The organism is Ruegeria sp. HKCCD8929, from assembly GCF_013031405.1.
GTDB lineage: Bacteria > Pseudomonadota > Alphaproteobacteria > Rhodobacterales > Rhodobacteraceae > Ruegeria.
The window spans coordinates 1-17891 of the sequence record NZ_WPZY01000052.1 but is presented as its reverse complement, the minus strand read 5'-3'; the positions used below and the strand labels follow the sequence as shown (position 1 = coordinate 17891).

At 57.1% G+C, this 17891-nt stretch carries 11 protein-coding genes and 1 pseudogene; 10 read left to right on the top strand and 2 right to left on the bottom strand.

Going from position 1 to position 17891, the window contains the following annotated elements; all coding sequences use genetic code 11:
- The 4 genes from GOX53_RS26825 to GOX53_RS26810 all read left to right on the top strand — a co-directional run.
- On the top strand, positions 1–269 hold a 269-nt coding region (locus tag GOX53_RS26825), incomplete at its 5' end, for a CoA transferase (protein WP_171181867.1).
- On the top strand, positions 266–1141 hold the full coding sequence (locus tag GOX53_RS26820) for a citryl-CoA lyase (RefSeq protein ID WP_171181865.1): 876 nt from the start codon (positions 266–268) through the stop codon (positions 1139–1141). The genes GOX53_RS26825 and GOX53_RS26820, both read left to right, overlap by 4 nt.
- On the top strand, positions 1098–1502 hold the full coding sequence (locus GOX53_RS30405; protein ID WP_171181848.1) for a citrate/2-methylcitrate synthase: 405 nt from the start codon (positions 1098–1100) through the stop codon (positions 1500–1502). The genes GOX53_RS26820 and GOX53_RS30405 overlap by 44 nt, the downstream gene beginning before the upstream one ends.
- Before the next feature lie 64 nt (positions 1503–1566).
- Positions 1567–2952 (top strand): IS1182 family transposase, encoded by a 1386-nt coding sequence (locus tag GOX53_RS26810; protein ID WP_171181863.1) that lies wholly within the window; start codon positions 1567–1569, stop codon positions 2950–2952.
- On the opposite strand, the gene GOX53_RS26805 is transcribed toward GOX53_RS26810, so the two are convergent.
- A complete protein-coding gene (locus GOX53_RS26805) occupies positions 2953–3285 on the bottom strand; it encodes a hypothetical protein (RefSeq protein ID WP_171181861.1) in 333 nt (110 codons plus the stop codon).
- A 162-nt stretch (positions 3286–3447) separates the two neighbouring features.
- Between GOX53_RS26805 and GOX53_RS26800 the strand changes: the two genes are divergently transcribed.
- The 4 genes from GOX53_RS26800 to GOX53_RS26785 all read left to right on the top strand — a co-directional run bounded on the left by GOX53_RS26800 (position 3448) and on the right by GOX53_RS26785 (position 8564).
- Positions 3448–4923 (top strand): strawberry notch-like NTP hydrolase domain-containing protein, encoded by a 1476-nt coding sequence (locus GOX53_RS26800; protein WP_171181859.1) that lies wholly within the window; start codon positions 3448–3450, stop codon positions 4921–4923.
- A gap of 369 nt (positions 4924–5292) precedes the next feature.
- A complete protein-coding gene (locus GOX53_RS26795) occupies positions 5293–6573 on the top strand; it encodes an AAA family ATPase (RefSeq protein WP_171181857.1) in 1281 nt (426 codons plus the stop codon).
- 7 nt (positions 6574–6580) lie between these two features.
- On the top strand, positions 6581–7390 hold the full coding sequence (locus tag GOX53_RS26790; protein WP_171181855.1) for a hypothetical protein: 810 nt from the start codon (positions 6581–6583) through the stop codon (positions 7388–7390).
- Positions 7391–7940: 550 nt separating this feature from the next.
- Positions 7941–8564, top strand: a complete 624-nt coding sequence (locus tag GOX53_RS26785; protein ID WP_171181854.1) for a hypothetical protein — start codon at positions 7941–7943, stop codon at positions 8562–8564.
- A gap of 177 nt (positions 8565–8741) precedes the next feature.
- Here GOX53_RS26785 and GOX53_RS26780 read toward each other — a convergent pair whose 3' ends face one another.
- Entirely contained in the window at positions 8742–9989 is a 1248-nt protein-coding gene (locus tag GOX53_RS26780; RefSeq protein WP_171181852.1) for an IS256 family transposase, read from the bottom strand.
- A 1751-nt stretch (positions 9990–11740) separates the two neighbouring features.
- On the opposite strand from GOX53_RS26780, the gene GOX53_RS26775 reads away from it, so the two are divergent.
- Positions 11741–15757, top strand: coding sequence for a tetratricopeptide repeat protein (locus GOX53_RS26775; RefSeq protein ID WP_171181850.1), 4017 nt, complete (start codon positions 11741–11743; stop codon positions 15755–15757).
- A 537-nt stretch (positions 15758–16294) separates the two neighbouring features.
- A pseudogene (locus GOX53_RS26770) lies at positions 16295–17891 on the top strand (strawberry notch-like NTP hydrolase domain-containing protein); the annotation flags it as partial.

The following is a 17891-nucleotide window of genomic DNA, read 5'->3' as shown; positions in this document are numbered from 1 at the left end:
TGACAGCTCGGGGCGTTCCCGCAGGACCTGTCTGGTCGGTGCCCGAGGCGCTGGCGCATCCGCAGCTTGCCGATCGGGGCCTGCTGCAAACCCACCGCGTCGGCGCACAGGATCTGCAACTGGTCGGAATCGGCGCCAAGTTTGATGGCATGGCCCCAAAAGTCGAGTCACCGCCCCCTGCATTGGGCGCACATACAGACGATATCCTGAGCGAGCTTGGGTATGATAATGCCCAGATCTCGTACCTGAAAAAGGAAGGTGCGATATGACGGATTTTTCAGGACGCAAAGATGCCGATGACATTCGCCACTGGTGGCGCACCGCAATTATCGACATGGCTCCGGGGCGGATCGCCTTTCGCGGCTATCCAATCCAAGATCTTATCGGTTCTGTTAGCTTTGCTCAGATGATCTGGCTCATAGTGCGCGGCGATATGCCGACACCGGAACAAGCCGCACTTTTTGAATGTGCGCTGGTGGCGGGAGTCGATCATGGTCCGCAGGCGCCTTCGATTGCCGCCGCCCGTATGGCTGCGACCTGCGGGCTGGGGCTCAACAACGTCATGGCCACCGGGGTTAACATGCTGGGTGACGTGCATGGCGGCGCCGGTGAACAATGCGCCGAGCTTTACTTCGACGTCGCCCGACGGATCAATGGTGGTGCTGATCGCGATGCTGCCGTCCGCGACGGTCTCGCCGCCTGGTGCGCGGAAAATGGCAAGATCGTCTCGGGCTTTGGCCACCGTTTCCACAAGCCCGTCGATCCCCGCGCACCAAGGTTGATGGCGCTGGTACGCGAGGCCGCAATGTCAGGTACGGTGGATGGGCGGTTTGCCAACATCGGTGAGGCAATTCAGGCGGAAATCGGACGCAAGCGCGGAGCTGAGATCGCTATGAATATCGATGGGGCCACGGCTGTAATCTTTTGCGAGCTGGGTTTTCCACCCCCGCTTTCTCGTGGTCTGTTCTGTCTCTCCCGTTCGGTAGGCGTTTTGTCTCATGGCTGGGAACAGATGCAGCAGGGCGGCCGGAACAAAGGTCCGATGCCACCGCGTTTTCTGCCGGAATATATTGGTGTTAAATCGGAGAGCCAAACCGATGAAACCTCTGAAGACCGGAGTTTTCTGTTGCGCTCGGATTAGCGGCATCTATTTTAAAACGCTGGCAAAATATGACTCCGTTGAGGTTGTGGCCTGTGCCAGACTCGCACCGCAGATCGAGGAGCACTTGTCAGATACCAAAGGTCGCGCGATCCCGATGAACATTGATGGCGCGACCGCCGCAATTTACACCGAGCTTGGCTTTAAAGCCCCACTCGCGCGTGGACCGTTCTGCCTGTCCCGTTCAGTGGGCATCCTGGCCACGGCTGGGAGCAGACCCAACAAAGCAGTCGGAACAAAGGTCCGTTGCCTAAATGTAGTCTTTGGACGTATTTCAGCCCAAATTATAAATGATACGAATTTCACTCTTGTTCAAACGTCAACGAAGTGCATATTTCGTTGAAAAACTCTGGCTTGATTGAGGCGTAAGTCGCTGATTCAATTCCTTCCATTAGGAGGGATTGGCGATGATGGGACCCAAGCAGGAAGCTCAAGGAGCACTGTTTTATGAGTTCTCGCTGGAAGACCATGTGCCGCAAGATCATCTCCTGCGGTCGATTGATCGCTTCGTTGATCTGAGCAGTATCCGGGCACATCTCGCAGATTTTTACAGCCACACGGGCCGTCCGTCTGTTGACCCGGAGCTACTAATCCGCATGCTGCTGGTTGGTTATTGCTTCGGCATCCGCTCGGAGCGGCGGCTCTGTGAAGAGGTGCATCTGAACTTGGCGTATCGCTGGTTCTGCCGTCTCGATCTGAACGACCGTGTACCTGACCATTCCACCTTTTCTAAGAACAGGCATGGGCGTTTCCGAGAGAGCGAACTGCTGCGTCATTTGTTCGAGACGACAGTGGCGCGGTGTATCGCTGAAGGCCTCGTAAGCGGCCAGCGTATGGCCATTGATGCCAGCCTGATTGAGGCGGATGCGAACAAGCAGAATTCGACACCGAGGGAAGATTGGGATGCGACGAGCATCAATCCTGCCGATGCACCTCGCGCAGTCCGCGAGTATCTCGACACATTGGATGAAGCTGCATTCAGTGCCGCAAGCGAGGTGCAACCGAAGTTCACATCCCAATCTGATCCGGCAAGCCAATGGACGGCAGCCCGTAAAGGGCCAGCATTCTTTAGCTATTCCGACAATTACCTGATCGATACGGATCATGGTGTCATCGTCGACGTAGAAGCCACCCGCTCGATCCGACAGGCCGAGGTCGGGTCCACCAAAACATTGCTCAGGCGCGTGAAAGACAGGTTTGATCTGCACCCTGAACGCCTGATCGCCGACACGGCCTATGGCACCGGGCCGATGTTGGGCTGGCTGGTTGATCGCAAGATCGCACCGCATATCCCGGTCTTCGACAAGTCCGGCCGCAGCGATGGCACATGGACGCGTGCTGATTTCGAATGGGATCCAGAGAACGATCAATACATCTGTTCCGAGGGACATGCCCTCAAGCAGTTCCGTCGCAACTACTCCGACCCGAACCGTGGCCCGACCGGAAAAGGCACAGCCCGGTATCGTGCGTTGAAGCTGACCTGCCAAGCCTGCCCATCGAAACCCAGGTGCTGCCCAAACGCCGATGCGCGCAAAATCACACGTGAAGAACACGAAGATGCCCGTCACGTCGCCCGAGACATAGCCAAGACCCGCCAGTACGACATCTCGATGAAGCTCCGAAAGAAGGTCGAGATGCTCTTCGCCCACCTCAAACGCATTCTCGGGTTGGGCCGCCTCCGACTACGCGGTCCATGCGGTGCAAATGACGAATTCCTCCTCGCCGCCACCGCCCAGAACCTCCGCAAACTGGCAAAGATCTTTCCTGCACCGCAGCAATCGCGAAAAGCCTGATCAGAAAGGCGCTCGCACAATGTTCAGCGCATCATTTTCTGCGGAAGCAACACGTTGTTTTTCAACAGAATCTGCTCCAAGCTGCCATTGGTGCAAGCGCAGCGAAAGCCCGGATTGTCCGCATCTTACCTGTTCAAACAACGCGCAGCGAATGGTCACTGCATCGTGTGTTCTCGTTGTGTTTCTCATAACCCCCATCTGTGCACGTTCGGGGCGGTTGGGCCAAATGCCGGTACCGCAGTGTTTCGAGATCACGTTCCGCGCGAGCCGGTCCGGAACTCGCAAGCACATCGTGAAATCCGACAACCACGTATCTGCGATGGGCAGGATCAAGCGGGCCTACCCGGATCAGGACCTTTCCTTTGACGAGATAAGGTCGTTGTCGTCAGGCAAGCGGCTCTTCAAGCGCCGCTTTCTAAGCGACGCACTCCCGCCCGAAAAGTAAGAGGGGGCTTCTTTTTTCGTTGATTTTCAATCGACGAAAGGAGAAGGGCCATGCTGGCACAGCGTGTCATTCGGCAAATCACCAAGGACATCACTACGAAGTTTAAAGATGGCGGGCTCACCCCCACCCAGCTGAGCGATCTCATGACATCTGCCTTGGGCGGAACGGATGCCCAGGGCACATGGACCTGGCGCATGGCCTACGATCTGGTGCAGGCCGCCGCCGTGAGTGCCGCAGAGGTCGACCCGGGCAACCCCGCCAGAACGCTCGATCACCTGTCGGCGCTAATGGACCGGCTGCCCACCGAGACCCGCCGGTCCGAGCGGCAAGTTCAGCTGCAGCAGTTCTCCACACCGCTCGATCTGGCCTGGCTGGCCGTCTGTGCGGCCCGCCTCACGCCATCCGATGTTATTCTTGAGCCCTCGGCCGGGACCGGCACACTGGCGCGGCTGGCGGGCCAGTCTGGCGCCAGGCTCATCCTCAACGAGCTCGACGACCAGCGCGCGAGCCTTTTGCAGACTGTGACGGGCACAACCGTCAACCGGCACGATGCCGAGTTCATCGCAGATCTGCTCGAAGCGCAGCCACAGCCCAGCGTCGTGATTATGAACCCGCCCTTTGCATCGAGCGTCACGCGCTCCGATCCGACCCTTGCGGCCCGTCATGTTTTCTCCGCTCTCAAAGCCCTGCGCCCGGGTGGTCGGTTGGTGGCAATTGTTCCGCCTTCCGTCTCGGCCGAGAAGGCCGGGCGGCTCTGGCATCGGATCTGCGCGATGGCCACACCTGTCCTTCGGTTGCATCTTCCGCGGCGCGCGTTTCGGAAAATGGGCGTCTCCGTGAGCACCGACCTGCTTGTCCTGGACAAGACCGGGGCAGGGCAGGGGGGTGAAACCCCACCGCAGCCCTGCAGCGATCTCGCCATGGCGCTGAAGCTGATCCTCGCACGGTGTCCGGCTCGCCCCCAGATGGGTGGCACAGAGCCGACCCCTGTCACACGGAAGGTCATCGCCCCGAAGGAGTCCATGGTCCAAAGGACATCCCGCATCCTGTTGCCCGGCAAGAACGCGCATTCTGCGGCTACGACCGAGCCGCTGGCGTTCACCGTGTTCGACGCGCCCCGGGCCAACCCGCCCGTGTCGGACGTTTATGCAAGCTACGCACCCCAGCGGATCTCGATCGAGGGCGCACAGCCGCACCCGTCGCCGTTGGTCGAAAGCCTTGCCATGGGATCGGTGCATCCCCCGGCGCCTGCAGATCTGCCCCTCGCGCTGCCGAAGCGGCTCATCACCGAGGGCCTGCTGTCAGACGCCCAGCTCGAAACCATCCTGATGGCCGAAACCGCCTTCAACACCGATCTGCCCGGAAAGTTCACCCGAGACGATGCCGGCGCCCTTGAGCGCCGCGATGATGCAGACGGGGCCAAGCATTACCGCCAGGGCTACTTTCTCGGTGACGGGACCGGTTGCGGAAAAGGCCGCCAGGTCGCCGGCACTATCCTGGCCGGATGGCTTGCCGGTGTGGGATGACAGATAGTTCTGTGTCGTGAGACACATAGGTCTGATTTGTGCTCCGAAATGACGCAAATTGGCTGCGTCAGAGCAGTGAACGGACTAAGACCACTGAGCGCAGGTGATCGTGATAAACACCTTACGCAGGGGGTGTCCCTAGAATCACTCCTTCACGGTTCAGATGAGCCAGAATCATTCCGTTACGCAAATCCTCTAATCAGGCCCACAGGTGCTGATGTCAGACAGGCTCGACTAAGCAAGGTTGGGGGTGTCTCATCAGCTACCGCAGGGTTGCTGTCAGTGACAATCCAGCCTTAGTTTGTGAAACTTGCATGCACTGGTACAAAAACGCATCCTTTCGAAAGCCCAGGTTCAGGACAGCTCTAGATGTACGTAACGCGCGCGAATATTGAGAACGTTAGGGTCATATCGAAGTTTGACCTTGATTTAAAAAAAGGCGAGCCGACAGGCTGGCATGTGATCCTCGGTGACAACGGCTCCGGCAAATCGACCTTCATTCGCGCGCTCGCCGCTACCCTGATTGGCCAAGAAAACGCCACGGCTCTACGACAGGACTGGTCGACTTGGATTGGCGAACACGCGCCGACAGGCAGCATCGCGCTCTCCATCCGAGCGGACCAAAAGCTTGATCGATGGGTTGAAAAGGGAAAGCAATCGACCAGGACTATTAAGCCGCGAATGCTGTTCTCGCGCGGACCGGGATCGGAAACGGTGTCCGCAGAATTTAACGGTGACAACACCAAGCGAACTATTTGGGGTGGTGGAAAAGGTTGGTTCTCCGCTGCGTTCGGTCCGTTTCGTCGCTTCCGCGGAGGCGATCGGGAGTACGAAAAGTTGTACTACAGCCATCCCAGGCTGGCAGCGCACCTTTCGGCTTTCGGCGAAGATGTAGCATTGTCTGAGGCACTTGAATGGATAAAGAACGCGCAATTTCGTGCACTCGAGAAGGAACCGTCTGCCCTCGCCCTTACCGATGGTCTCATACGCTTCATAAACAACTCAGGGCTTCTTCCTCACGGTGCTAGGATTGCCGAAATCTCCTCGTCCGGTGTAATGGTCGACAATGGTGCCGGTGCCCGTGTGCCGGTGGAAGAAATGTCGGATGGCTATCGGTCCGTTCTTTCCATGACCTTCGAGTTGGTTCGGGCCATGGAGGCTGCCTTCGGCACCGAAACCCTCATTGCACAGCTAAACGCAGACAATGGGCAACTTTCTCTTCCCGGTGTGATCCTAATCGATGAGGTGGATGCCCATCTACATCCCGCTTGGCAAAAGCGTATCGGCACTTGGTTTACGCAATGCTTTCCAAAGGCGCAGTTCTTCGTCACCACACACAGCCCGATAATATGCCAAGCCGCAGAAAGTGGCTCGATCTGGCGGTTGGCAAGACCCGGATCAGATGAGCAATCGCACCGCGTCACTGGTCAAGATCTCGAACGATTGATTTATGGCAATGTCCTTGAGGCTTATTCGACAGAGTACTTCGGAGTGGATGTCACTCGATCACATGCTTCCAAGGACATGTTGCGCCGACTTGCGGAGCTCAATCGCAAAAGCCTTAAGGGTGGGCTCTCGTCTACTGAGGAGAGTGAACGTGCGACGCTCCAGCACCGGCTGCCAAGCAATGCCAGCAACCTCGTAGAGTAACGTTGGTATGCTACGTCTCGCCAATAACGGCCTGCCGCCCAAGGCCGCCGCCACACTTGCTGATTACCAAGCCGAGATCGACTGCGCAGGCGACTACGCCACCCGTGTCGCGGAGGGCAAGCGCAAATTCGGCTCTCGCAATACCCGCAGGAACTCCACATTTCGTGCAGTACGCAGCAGTCTGTCAAAGATGTGCGCCGGCGCCCAGCGTTGTGTGTATTGTGAAGACTCAGTGGGCGACGAAGTTGAGCATATCAAGCCCAAGGACCTCTACCCAGAAGACGTTTTCCGCTGGCTCAACTACGTCTTTGCTTGCGGGCCATGCAATGGCGGCAAGAACAACAAGTTCGCAGTGATCACTGCCGAAGGGCGGGTTGATGTTACTCGGGCGCGTGGCGCACCCATTACTCCACCGACACAGGGCAAGCCCGCTTTCGTCAATCCGCGCACCGAAGACCCGCTAGACTTTTTCACAATTGACCTCCTAGGTACGTTCTTCGTGCTGCCGCGCGAAGAACTGACTGGCATTGCTGCTGACAAAGCCGAATTCACCATTGAGACATTGAACTTGAACCGCGATTTGCTCCTGGAGGCGCGCCAGAATGCCTTTGGCGGTTACCGTGCCCGACTTCGGGAATACAGAAATCGCCGAGATGCGGTAGCAGACGCATCAGAACTCAAGGCATTGCGCGACGATTTAATGGCGACTCCTCACCCAACCATTTGGGAAGAAATGAAACGTCAGGCTCCAGATATACCCCAGCTTGCAGCCCTCTTTGCCACTGTCCCAGAAGCATTAGGCTGGACAAAACCGTAATCGCACCGAGCTCCTTAGGAATGACTGAGCGCAGCGTAACCGAAGCGAATGTGCCTCACTGAACCCGAGGTAAACATGACTTCAGAAACCAATCCGAGAGAAGGCCATTCACAAACGGAGGAGCTATGTTCGCGTGGATTAGATGCAACAGTGGTTTAGGCGTCAAGGCCAATGACTGGTCCCAAGCAACCCCGACCCAAGGATATGCCGCATCAACATTGGGCGGCTGGGAGCCCATTGTGCCCGATTCTTCGCAGCGGACTGACGTCCTCTCTTCAAGGGCGGCCAAAAACGTGACAAAATCAAACGCCGTTTTGCCAAGGGTTTGTGGCATAAGATTCTTCAAGGATTCTGTTGGGGTGGCCTTGCGTGACAAAAACGGCCGTTTTGGGCGGCTCTCTCTCTTGTTAAAGACATAGCCCTGAGGCGCACGAGCAGTGCTTCCAACGACGCCGTTTGTGCCATCGCAGATGACGGTTGATCCCGAACTTAATTATGGGCTCTCATCAATCGAGTAGTACGCTTTACAGACCTACTTGGAGGATTGCCAATGACAGAAGAGGTGCCACAAGGCGTGATAGACGCGCTGAAGAACGACATTCAGAAAGAAGTTTCCAAGAAAGTTGCAGGATGGGCGGTTGCCGGGGGAGCAGGTTTAGTAGTTCTTGCTGCGATCGGTGCCTGGGCTCTTCTGAAGCCGCAAATAGCGTCCCAATTAGGTGTCGTTCAACAAGTAGTTATTCAAGATATGATTAAAGCAGGAAGTATCAGAGAGGCGATACCGAAAGGAGCCATACTTGCTTTTGAAGGTCTTGCAGACTGTCCTGATGGTTGGTCGGAATTCGAAAGCGCGGCAGGCAAGTTTTTATTCGGCGCATCAGACAAAGGACGAATTAAGTTTGAAGTTGGAGCTACAGGACAGTCTGAGCTCTTTCTCGCCAGCTCTGGTGGCTCTATCGACATGGTGGGAAACGGCGACATCAACGATTATCGAGGCTTTGGTGTTACCTATCGTCACACTCCGAACCGTGGACGATTTGGAAAGTTGGTTGCGCTTACAGCTAAGCCTGACGACGAGATCGGTGGTGATAGCGATCTCCAAAGAGGGGGTGGGAAATCCGTTGTGGCCATGCCGCCCTTCGTTGCAGTCATGTTCTGTGTAAAGCACGGCTAAGCTCGCACGATGTATCCAGAACCAGTTGTCGATCTTAGAACCGCAATGGTAGCGGGTTTTGCCCAAGGATTATGGCAATGGCAATAACGACCGTTTTTGACGTAAGTGAATTGGCAAGGGGTTTTTGCCTCCTGGTTTGAAATAGAGCTATTGTCAAATCTGGTGTCCAGGCGATTTTCATGCGGCGGCTTGATCTTGGTTTGATGGCTTGATGCCGTTGACGAAGTCGACGCCTTGGATGACGTCTGCGAGATGAGCGAAGCCGCGCAGTTTTCTCCAGTTTTTCTCGGCGCATTGGCCGAGCTTGAACATCATGTGCAGCATGCTGTCGCGGCTCAGGCAGCCCTTGGTGCGCTTTGTCCGGTGGCGGATGGTGGCGAAGGCGCTTTCGATCGGGTTTGACGTTCGGATGCTCTGCCAATGCTGGGCCGGGAAGTCGTAGAAAGTCAGCAATTCATCGCGGTCTTTGATCAGGCATTCTGTGGCCCTCGGATACTTCGCCTCGAAGGTCTCCACGAACAGATCGAACGCGGCATGAGAGTCTTCGCGGGTCTCGGCCTGCCAGATGTCATGCAGCATCTTCTTGGCTTTGGGTTGGGTCCGTTTGGGAAGGTAGTTGAGCACATTGCCGGTCTTGTGCATCCAGCAGCGCTGCTGGCGGGTGGCAGGGAAGACCTCCTCCAACGCGGCCCAGAACCCCATGGCCCCATCCCCGATGGCCAGTTTTGGCGCGGTGAGCCCACGGGCCTTGAGGCCGAGAAGCACCTCGCGCCAGCTCTGAGTGCTTTCCCGGACGCCGTCTTCGATGGCCAGGAAGTGCTTCTCTCCAAGGGCGTTGACCCCGATCACCACGAGCACGCAAAGCCGATCATCGTTGCCGCGCAACCCGCTGTAGATGCCGTCTGCCCAGATGTAGACCCATTCATCGCGGCTCAGATCGGCTTTGCGCCAGTCGTCGTATTCCGCTGCCCATTGGCCCTTCAGCCGGGAGATAGTCGTCGCGGAAAGGCCGGTGGCCTCAGGGCCGAGCAACATTTTGAGCGCCGCGCCCATTTCGCCCGTGGAGATCCCCTTCAGGTACAGCCAGGGCAGCGCCGCCTCAATGGATTTGGCTTTGCGCACGTAGGGCGGCACAAGTGCAGAGCGGAACGTCACGGGCTTGCCGTCCTTGGCCCGAACCTTCGGGACTTTCACCGTGACCGGCCCAATACCGGTCTGTACGGCACGCTCTGGATGATAGCCATTGCCCACAACCGCCGCGCGCCCATCCGCTGTGCGCCGTTCGGCAAACTCAGCCAGAAAAGCATCTCTCTCGGCTTCAACAGCAGCCTGCAGCAATTCCCGAGCGCCTTTGCGTAAGAGGTCCGTCAGCGGGTCAGCGACCGCGTCTCGACCGGTGAAATCAATGATGGTAGCGTCGTCCATGATGGTGGTGCTCCTTTGGTTGGTGGCTTGTGTCGCAACAACAAACCAACCAGATGCACCGCCGTCATTCAAACCGCCCGAACACCAGATTCTCTCATAGCTCTTTGAAATAACCTGCTCTCCTGAAAAGTCCTCGATTTGAGGTTAGCCTGTTCTCCAACCGAACTGACATCGTTTTGGAATCGTGCTAGTGTTACCCTCGAACCGAAGGGGCAGCCATGATTGCAGCGGTTAGGCGATTTCCAGTTTTATCAGCAGCTATGCTTTTCTTTTTGTTTTGCACTGAAGGTCGAAGTGCAGACATTTTGGCTGAGTTTGGTCCATGGAGCGTCTCTTGCGAAGATACTTGTTGGGTCGTCGGTCGAGCGGGTTCCGGTGGCAGCCCAATGGTCTTGGTAGTACTTAGAGGTTCCACCTATGCGGTTCAGATTGTGCCAGGCGACAGTGCATCGCGTGCGACAGTTAATGTGGGAGGGAAAGTCTACACTTTTCAAAGACGCAGCGACGCAAACCTTCATTTGCCAGGGGAGCAAACGGCAAGTCTTGTGGATGCTTTTAAAGCCGGCAGGAGCGCGACAATTAGCAGCGGCAATCAAAATAAACAATTGTCGTTGATGGGATTCAGTGCTGCCATGCAAGATGCTCACAATCGAGCGGGCACACCGGCGAGAAGGGCAGAGACTGGACAGAGTGCGAAAATTAACAATCAACAATCCATTTGCAACTCCGTTTGCTATCGAAACGCCGGGCTACTCATTCAGCACTATGCGGTGACTGGATGGACGCGGGAGGGAGCAACCGCCGCTGGCACAAGAACAGGGCGTCAATGCTTGGAAGAATGTAATAGACCCTTCGGAAGAATTGAATGGTTCAACGACTTCATTGAAAGCAAGCTAGCGCATAATCGGAATTTGGTCGATTCTATTAGGCGAGGTGGCCAGGCACCCGTTAGCCCAAGCGTGACAAATTCGTGGAATGCCCAATGCCGTCCGCCAGATGTGACGTGTCCCTCGAATGACCAAGCCTTTTGCCAACTTCCTATCTGCAGGTAGGAGATAACTCTGCAGACAACATGTAAGCCCAATATTAGGGGGAAGGGAGACTATCAAATCTGCTATTGGTCGCAGCTGTCCATGAGCTTAAGTAGAGCAACTCGATAGGCAGTGCCATTCGCCAGCTTCCCAAAGCTGACCCCCATCTTACTGCTGCAGCCTAGCAGGCTCCAGCCTTCACCAGACGCCAACTGAACCGACTGATCGGACAAAACTCATACGTTTCTGGCACTGGCAATAACGACCGTTTCTGACACTACTCGGTTTGTCGAAGCAGACCTTCGTGCGATTGCAGCGAATCGGGGTTTTGTTGCGCAACTCGGATATTGCCTATCGACAGCTCGCTGCGATGTGCCTGAATGGCTGCATTTCATTCTGCCAAGCAACGGAAGCCTCTTGGCAGCACAGCGGGCAGGAGCTCGTTAGACCACCTCGCAGGCGCCCTCCTCTCACTGGTTAACCGACGGTTTTCCGCAATTGGGCGGGTCTTACTGTTCTGAGCTTGGCAGTACCCATGCATTCCGAAGAGCACAGCAGGTAACTCGAGTTCTCTGGATACCTTTGAAAAACGGTTTACTTGTCTCGAAGTTGTCGTTGGAAATGCGGTTGCTAGTGGGCGATTGATGACAGCATTGCAAGAACGAACGAGGAACACTAAAGTCAAAAGGTGGCTAGGGCGAAGCACAATGAAAGGCCCATTTGAGTGACATGGGAAGCCAACCGCAGAAACCCTTACCCCCCAATCCGAAGCGGCAAGCAGCGCATGTGATTGGCGCGTTTCGGTTTCAGCTGCTGGAAACCGCCATCGCCTGGCTGAACCTCTCCGAAACCGATAGCTTGCTGATCGAGGTCTTCGAAGATTTTGACGTCGAAACTGCCAGCGGCGGCACTGAGCTGACTCAGGTCAAGCATAGCACCAGCGATCGCACTCTTACGCTCGCGAGCAAAGACGCCCGTGACGCACTCGAAAACTTCTGGGCCACGAGCCGACATGGTGAGGTCCCGGACGTGTCTCTGGTCATTCATACCAATATGGAGATTGGGGCCGAACACGGCGCAGACTTGCCGGGAGGGGTCACTGGGATCGCATATTGGCACGCGGTCAAGTGCGGCGCAGACACTGCGCCCCTCAAAGACCTTCTATTGACCACGCTGCCGGGCGGCAAACTCAAAACCTGGCTCGAGAGCGACCCAGATGAGGACGCCTTGCGATCAAGACTCATCGAGCGCGTGTCTTGGAGAACAAGCCAGCCAAGCGGCGCGCCGCAAAACGCGTTGCTTGCAGAACTCATTGCCGGACGTCTCGCCGCCCTTGAATTGCCCGTTGGCCTGGCACCGCGCGCCGCGGCCGCGATCGTCGAGCGTATATTCGCTGCCGCCAGTGAAATCGATCCTGCGCTTCGACGCTTAACGGCAGCCGACCTGCACGGGTTTTTGCACGAAGTCGCCCGCTCCGGCCAACCTGGCCATGAGACCGGCTGGGCGCGCGCCAGTTGGAGTGCGCCCGTCAATGAAATCGATCTGCCCGGGTTTCTTGCCACGCGCGCAGCTTTGGTTAAGGAACTGTCGGAGATCCTTAAGGAGACCCACGCGATTTGGCTCCATGGTGCCAGCGGCACCGGCAAGTCGACTCTAGCCATGCAAATTGCGCGAGCGTCGGAGGCAAATTGGCTCACGGTTGAATTTCGCGGCCTGACAAGCCCGAACGACATGCTGTTGCGGTTGGATCGGACGTATACCGATATCACACTTGGGGCCGACGTTCGCGGCGTCATCCTCGACGATGTCGATAGCGACACTGTCGCACGGCATGCAACCCGTTTGGGTCGTTTCATTAGTTGGATGCGTGAGCGCGGTGGACACGTAATTGTCACTTCGGCGCGCACGCTCAGCCCCGCAACGTTTCAATCGACCCATCTTTCCCCAGAAGTGACAAAGGGCGCGCCCTACCTTTCCGTGGAGGAGGTAACCGAGCTTGTCGCGCAAACAAACGCACCGTTAGATCAGGTCGAAGCCTGGGGTCTATTTGTTCATATCGCCACATCGGGCGGTCACCCGCAACTGACTGCCGCGAAAGTCGTGTCGCTTAACCATCGCGGCTGGCCAAAAGACGCGCTGATTGAGGATTTTTCCGACACCCCCAGCGAAGCGATTGCGTTGACCCGCGCCGAAGCGAGGCGCCGTTTGCTGGAGGATGCAACTGAACATGGCCGCGCCCTCTTAAAGCGGCTCGGTTGCATCATGTTCAAGTTTGACCGACCATCTGCGATCGCCATAGCGGCCCTCGACCCCGCCATCGAAGAGCCATGCGCGAGCCTCGACTTGCTCACCGGCCCCTGGATCGAAAAAGTGCCCACGGCACCCGGCTATTTTCGTTTGTCTCCGCTGCTTTACCGTTTGCAGGAAGATCTCGGACCAAAGGCCATCCAAAACGTCCAGGTCGGATATCTGATATCAATGATCAACCGCGGAGCTATCCCATATGAGGCGCTCGATTCAGTATTCTGGACCGCCTTTGTCTCCAAACAAGGCTGGTTCTTTTCAAAGTTCTTCGAGAAATCCCTCTCGTTCGATGAGGACACCCACAAAGCCATTGCCGCTAAGCTAAGCGACCTAGTCTTTCTGCGGACCGATCAAATGCTGCTGCCAGAGGATCCAGGCACGTCTCATATCTTACGGATGCTGCAGATCGATGTCGCAGCTCTCAATGGCGAGAAAACCTTGTTCGAGCCCATAGCTCGTGCCGCCATGCGCGAGGCCATGGCGGTCAAAAATGAAGAGTTTAAGAGCGCGCTCACTATAATGGCGCTGCTAAAAATCCTTTTTGCCCAAGGCATGCGCCTGGATTGGGCCCTGCGCCTGTCCTACATCGACTTTTTCGACGCTTTGACTGCGACTGACCCTGACCTCATCGAACGCAATCAAGGCCCGGCGGTTCAAGCCATGCAGGCCGAGTTTGGTGAGACCGCAGATGTCAGCGGTTTCATGCTGCAGATCGGCGCCTCCGCAAACGAAACCCCCGGCGAGTTAAAGGCTCTCTTTCTGGCGCTTGACCGCTTGGAAGCCGACTTGCGGACGCGGCGCCTCTCCCAGCTCAAAACCTTTTTCAAGGGATATAGCCTGCATATTCAATCGGCCTGGGCGAACGCCTGGTCGGCTGGCAAGCTTGATGTGGTCTCCTCCATCGCGGATTACGAGACAATAGCTGACATGGCGAAGAAATGGGGCGATACCGATCTCGTCGCTGAATGCATCGTTGCGCAATCTGTACTCTGGGATGAACTCCAGCACGATCGACCAAAGGCCCTGGAGATCGTCGATGCGAGCCTCGAAGCTTTGCCTGATCATCCGGGACTTCTCCGACAAAAGGCCAAAGTGCTGGGCCATGATCATCAATATGACGAAGCACGCGCAATCCTCGAAAGCATTCGCGGACACACCGATCAAGGCTCTGATATTGAGCGCATGTACACTTTAAAAGAGCAGGCAGTCGCCTCCGCCAACCTTGGTGATGTGGGTGCTGCGCGGACGGCCTTTTTGGAGGCTGCCTCAGCCGCCGAAGCGGTTCAGTCCGAGGTAACATCTGCGCGCGCCCACGGAGTGGCGCTCCGTGCGGAAGCGGCCATGTGTCTCTGGCGAAGCGGCAATGTTGAACCGGCTTTGCGCGAACTCGCACCGCTAATCAACATGCTGGACAATATTGATCCGGAGAGCGATGACGCAGCGCGGATTCTTCACCTGAAGTTGCGTTGGCTGGTCGGCTGGCTGCATGAAACGACCAATGGCCCAACCGGTCTGAAACGAGAGCTTCAATACGGCGCTCTCGCCGCTCTCGATGCCGACTTTCCGGAGGAAGAACAACGCCAGACCGGTCGCCTTGAAGATGTCAAATTGCTGTTGATGATCGTGGGCCTCCGCAAAAACCTCCACGGCCTTTTTCCAGGCCTGAACTGGTCCAAGACCACTGTGGGCCTTCACATCTTCTTGGGCGCTGCCGAGTTTGATCTTGCCGTTGAGGACGGCACACCCAATCAAATCGCGCACGCCCTGGTCCAGCTCGCTGCCGCGTATGCTGTTGCCCAGAAAAAGAAAGCCGGAGCCCCCATCCCTCAAATTAAGAGAATCAAAGAACTAGATGCGAGTGATGTTGAAGACCCGGCAGTCAAAGCAGTGTTCGTTCACGCCATTGCGCTTGCCACCTTTTTCGCCGCGCGGGATCAGGGCGACAAATTTGCGTTTTGTGAAGCCATTTTGGTGGAGATCGAAAACTGTCTGAATGCGACCACACCTGAGATAGACCGATGGAGAGAGATTCTGACTGGCGGGTCGTCCGCAAATCTCGCAGATCATGCAACACGGGTTTCGAGCTTCGCGCTTGCTCCAAACGAGGAAGTCCTGCACCCGACCGCTATCATGAATCGGCAACTCTCCCTCATTCAGTGCGCGGTGACTTGCGGCTGCGGTGCACGCATGGTCAAACAACTCCACACCTACTTCGCCGATGACTGGGCGTTTATCATTGAGCATCAGCGCTTTCTTCTATCCCAACCAATCTTGCATGTGCCCGCGATCGAATCGGCGATCGACAATGTAAGACAAGGAGTAGCTGGCGCGCTTGCCAACCTACTGCAAACTGGAGTGCGGGCGCTCGACCGCCAATTGCCAGAGGTTTGTCTTGATTTGGCTGAAAGACTCGGCGGAAAGGCAACAGACTGACCCCGGAAAACCACGTTCTAAGTGTAGCGGCTTGTAGTCGAAATTAATTCGGGCGAGACCCCAGATGTTTGCGACGATCCGAGCGCCAGATAAATACAATCCGATACATCTAAGTTTCTCGCGAGCACCACCGAATAGTTCCTTCCCTGTCGCGAGTCTGCTTTCCGCCCAACAGGTTGAGCCGCTCGCACTTGCGGCGAGAAGTTTGTTGTCGTCAACGCCGATTGAATTTTCCCCAAAAGTGCCGAAGTAAAATTCCCCAGTTGCACGGGTCCGGTGATCAGCCGGGTTCAGTGATCGGCAGCTCCGTTTTTGGTTTTTTGGTGATTGTCCCCGGCGTTTCGGCGGTGGCGGCGGAGCGATCAGGGCATTCCCGTCCACCTTAAGCTCTTGATCTAAAATAGTAATTTTGGGCGTGTATTTCGACTCAAATCTATGCGTCCAAAAACTCAAAGTTGGTGCGTTCAAGAATTCTCCCGACCAACAAAATCAATGGTTTACGTAACGCACCGACTCTGAACTATCTGTCATTCCACAGCCGGGCGCCGGAAAGCAGTGTGGATCTCAAAGTCAGCGACCTTGCAGGAAGACGCAGTGCGTGATTGGGGCGACGTCGGTGGCGGGCAGAGCGACATTCACCCCATCTCCCGGTGGAAGCCGGATGAAGAGATCAACCTGACGCAAGGCATCCTGTTCGTCACCTATGCTACGTTGCGCTCGGTTGGCCAGACCGGTGCCCGCCGCCTGGATCAGATCCTGAGATGGCTGGGCGATGAGTTCGACGGCGTGATCGCCTTCGACGAAGCCCATGAGATGCAGAACGCCGGTGGCAGCAAGGGCAGCCGTGGTGCACAGGCGCCCTCACAACAGGGGCTTGCAGGCCTGCATCTGCAGAATGCGCTTCCGCGCGCCCGTGTGCTCTATGTCTCCGCCACCGGCGCCACGGAAGTGGCCAACCTTGCCTATGCCGCACGCCTCGGTCTCTGGGGGCAGGGGCCTGAGTATCCCTTCGCCTCCCGGCATGAGTTTGTCAGCGCGATGGAAGCTGGCGGCGTGGCCGCGATGGAGGTGGTGGCCCGCGATCTGAAAGCCCTTGGCCTCTATACCGCGCGGGCCCTGAGCTTCGAGGGCGTCGAGTATGACATTCTCGAACACGCGCTCACACAGGACCAGATCCGCATCTATGACACGTATAGTGACGCGTTTCGCGTTATTCACACCCATCTCAACGCCGCCCTTGAGGCCACGGGTATCACGAGCCCTGACCGGCAGGGGGCCGCAAAAGCGGCCGGGGCGGCCCGATCGGCGGCTGTCTCCGCGTTCGAGGGGGCCAAACAACGCCTGTTCAACCATCTTTTGCAAGGGCTCAAGGCACCGGCCGTGATCGCCGCGATCCGCCAGGATATCGAGGATGGCTGGGCACCTGTGATCCAGATCGTCTCCACCGGGGAAGCGCTCTTGAAGCGCCGTCTCGAATGCCTGGATCCCGACGAGGACCTCACGGAGGGAGCTCTCACTCCCAGGGAGGCCGTAGTTGGTTACCTGGAACGCGCCTTTCCCGTCACGCAACAGGTCCTCGTCGAGCAGGAGGACGGATCGGTGCTGTCCCAGCCCTTGCGGGACGAGAATGGTCAGCTGGTGATTTCGCGCGAGGCCGAGGCGCTTCGGGATGCCGCGCTTGAAGAAATCATGCTGCTGGCGCCGGTGCCATCGGCGCTGGATCAGATCATCTGGGCCTTTGGTGAGGACGATGTGGCCGAGGTCACCGGCAGAAGCCAACGTCCGGTCAAGGACAGCTCGGACAACATCCGCATTGCCCGCCGCGGAGCCAGTGCAAATGCAGCTGAAACCCGCGCGTTTATGTCGGACACCAAGCCACTGCTGATCTTCTCAGACGCCGGCGGGACCGGCAGATCCTACCATGCGGCCGCAACAGCGGTGAACCAGAAGCGCCGCCGCCATTACTTGCTTGAACCGGGATGGCGTGCGGATGCGGCTATCCAGGGCCTCGGACGGACCCACCGGGCCGCCCAGGTTTCGGCCCCCTTCTTCCGGGTCTGCACCAGCAATGTGCATGGGGAGAAGCGCTTCACCTCGACCATCGCCCGCCGCCTGGACACGCTCGGTGCGCTTA